The sequence below is a fragment of the Vibrio sp. SG41-7 genome (genome assembly GCF_014164465.1).
Taxonomy (GTDB): domain Bacteria; phylum Pseudomonadota; class Gammaproteobacteria; order Enterobacterales; family Vibrionaceae; genus Vibrio; species Vibrio splendidus.
In genome coordinates this window covers 1-248 of the sequence record NZ_JACJFF010000446.1, presented here as the reverse complement: position 1 = coordinate 248, position 248 = coordinate 1, and the positions used below count along the sequence as shown (strand labels likewise).

The 248-nt window shown below is 46.8% G+C and carries 1 protein-coding gene; it reads left to right on the top strand.

What is annotated here, in order from left to right; all coding sequences use genetic code 11:
* Nucleotides 1-173 (top strand): ATP-binding protein (locus H5300_RS27530; RefSeq protein WP_182797412.1); only part of this gene is annotated, 173 nt, incomplete at its 5' end.
* Nucleotides 174-248: the final 75 nt, after the last annotated feature.

The following is a 248-nucleotide window of genomic DNA, read 5'->3' as shown; positions in this document are numbered from 1 at the left end:
AAATAAGCAGCACGATCATGATAAGCCAATTACCCGTGAAGGAGTGGTACGCCATGATAGGAAACGCCACCGTAGCCGACGCATTATTGGATCGACTGATACACAACAGCCACCGAATAGAACTAGGAGGAGAATCAATGCGAAAACTGGCGCAATCCGGACAGATAGAGTAAAAATAGAGTTAGAGAAAAGCGAGAGATTAGTGGTGTCCGGTTAAACCGGAACTAGTGGCCGGAATCAGCGGAATA